This is a genomic window from Flavobacterium sp., from assembly GCF_013822155.1.
Classification (GTDB): domain Bacteria; phylum Bacteroidota; class Bacteroidia; order Flavobacteriales; family Flavobacteriaceae; genus Flavobacterium.
In genome coordinates this window covers 1-1,550 of sequence record NZ_PNJW01000161.1, presented here as the reverse complement: position 1 = coordinate 1,550, position 1,550 = coordinate 1, and the positions used below count along the sequence as shown (strand labels likewise).

The 1,550-nt window shown below is 31.5% G+C and carries 3 protein-coding genes; all 3 read right to left on the bottom strand.

All coding sequences use genetic code 11. The features are described 5' to 3' along the window. Nucleotides 1–10: 10 nt before the first annotated feature. A complete protein-coding gene (locus C0512_RS15560; RefSeq protein ID WP_290863222.1) occupies nucleotides 11–319 on the bottom strand; it encodes a hypothetical protein in 309 nt (102 codons plus the stop codon). A 60-nt stretch (nucleotides 320–379) separates the two neighbouring features. Continuing rightward, the gene (locus C0512_RS15555) at nucleotides 380–724 is read right to left on the bottom strand and encodes a hypothetical protein (RefSeq protein ID WP_290863220.1); all 345 of its coding nucleotides are present in this window, start codon (nucleotides 722–724) and stop codon (nucleotides 380–382) included. Nucleotides 725–896: 172 nt separating this feature from the next. Beyond that, the gene (locus C0512_RS15550) at nucleotides 897–1,490 is read right to left on the bottom strand and encodes a hypothetical protein (RefSeq protein WP_290863218.1); all 594 of its coding nucleotides are present in this window, start codon (nucleotides 1,488–1,490) and stop codon (nucleotides 897–899) included. Nucleotides 1,491–1,550: the final 60 nt, after the last annotated feature.

Here is a 1,550-nt window from a genome sequence, read left to right as displayed (position 1 = left end):
CCAGTTTTTATCATTTCTCGTCAATTAATTTATATTCTTCAAGTGCGTCATTCCAAATCTTGTCTTTATTCAGTCGGACTAATTCAAGAACCAATTTTGTGATTTTATCTTGGTCTAGGTTATCTCTACTAATTTCGTTTATGAAGTCTTTTGATAACTGTTCATCTAGGTGTTTTGCATTTTCAATGTCGCAGCAACCATAACCGTCAAAGGAAATTCTGCACAAGTTGATATGATTTCTTGTCGTGTAATTAAAGTCGATAAATACAGAGCCATCAAGGCAACCTAAGTAGAAGTCAGCCTTTCTACTTTCTGGCATTGTCGTCTTGAAAAAATCAAATTCACTCTCCATTATACTATTCTTTTCAGTCAAACTATTCTATACTTTGTAAACAATTTTTAATGTGTCGTTAATTCGGTCAGAAAGCATCTCAACAAGTTCCTCGTTCATAAATTCATAGTCGTCTGGAATATTAAGAACTTCGATTGTTGGCAATTCTAAGTGTCTGTAATGTCCCCATATTTTTGCTCGTTGTCCAGTTTCCATTACAAAAACTAAGTCCGCCCAATTCAAATCATTTTCTGAAATTTTCCTGTCACTTTTTGGACTTAGTCCAGCAGAACGAATATTGAAACGTTCGTCATTTTTAAAAATGTATTCCGCTGTCCTGCTACGCTTTTTATTTCGTCCACAAACTACTAATATGTTTGGTCTTTCTGTCATTCAGTTGATGTCGTCCTAAAATTGGTGCTAACGTTTGGCAGCTACAAGAAGTTGCGTACTTCATTCACTAACAATTACAAATATAGACAAAACTTTTATTCAACAATTACCATTTCTGATAAAGACCAAGCCTAGCAATTTCTTGTAACTGCTGTTAGTGGCAGTACTTATTTTATTGTTGAGTAAATCTAGATTTTTTCCAAGCTTCGGTCATCATTTGTCCTTTTTTATTGTCAACATACATAATATTAACAGTAAATTCTCTTTTATTGAAAAGTCTACTATACATTAATACGTTTAGAATCATTTTATTCGGATATTCAATTTTCATTTTAAAAGTCTGAAACTCTAAATTATCAATTTTTTCAACGCTTTTTGTCGTATCAATTTTAGCATTTGGCATTTGAGTTTTAAATGTTTCTAAAAGAACTTCGTTTACATTCTTACAAGATTCCAAATAATCGCCATCTATTGAAACGTCAAAAGGTTGATAGTTTGATTCAAAATAATTTAATTGGTCACTTTTGAAGACAAAGATTGTTTTTGCTTGATTAATAATTTCTCCTTCGAATGTTTTTTCAATTGCATCAGATCCTTTGTTCTGCATTTTTGTCCAATCTTCTGCACTTACATTTTCAAAGTTTTCAGGTATTGTAATTTTCCAACCAAAGTCTTCATTGTAGATTTCTCTTTTTGCTGTAGCTTGTCCGTTACAACTTTGAAGTGTTATTATTAAACAAACTATTAAATATTTCAGTTCTTTCATTTATTAAGTTTAAAATTTTATTAAGACAGATTTTTGCGGTTTCTGCGGTCGTATTGCCAC

Excerpts from the sequence above, each read along its gene's own strand:
- C0512_RS15555 (WP_290863220.1), bottom strand. The coding sequence starts at position 724 with ATGACAGAAAGACCAAACATATTAGTAGTTTGTGGACGAAATAAAAAG.
- C0512_RS15560 (WP_290863222.1), bottom strand. The coding sequence starts at position 319 with ATGCCAGAAAGTAGAAAGGCTGACTTCTACTTAGGTTGCCTTGATGGC.
- C0512_RS15550 (WP_290863218.1), bottom strand. The coding sequence starts at position 1,490 with ATGAAAGAACTGAAATATTTAATAGTTTGTTTAATAATAACACTTCAA.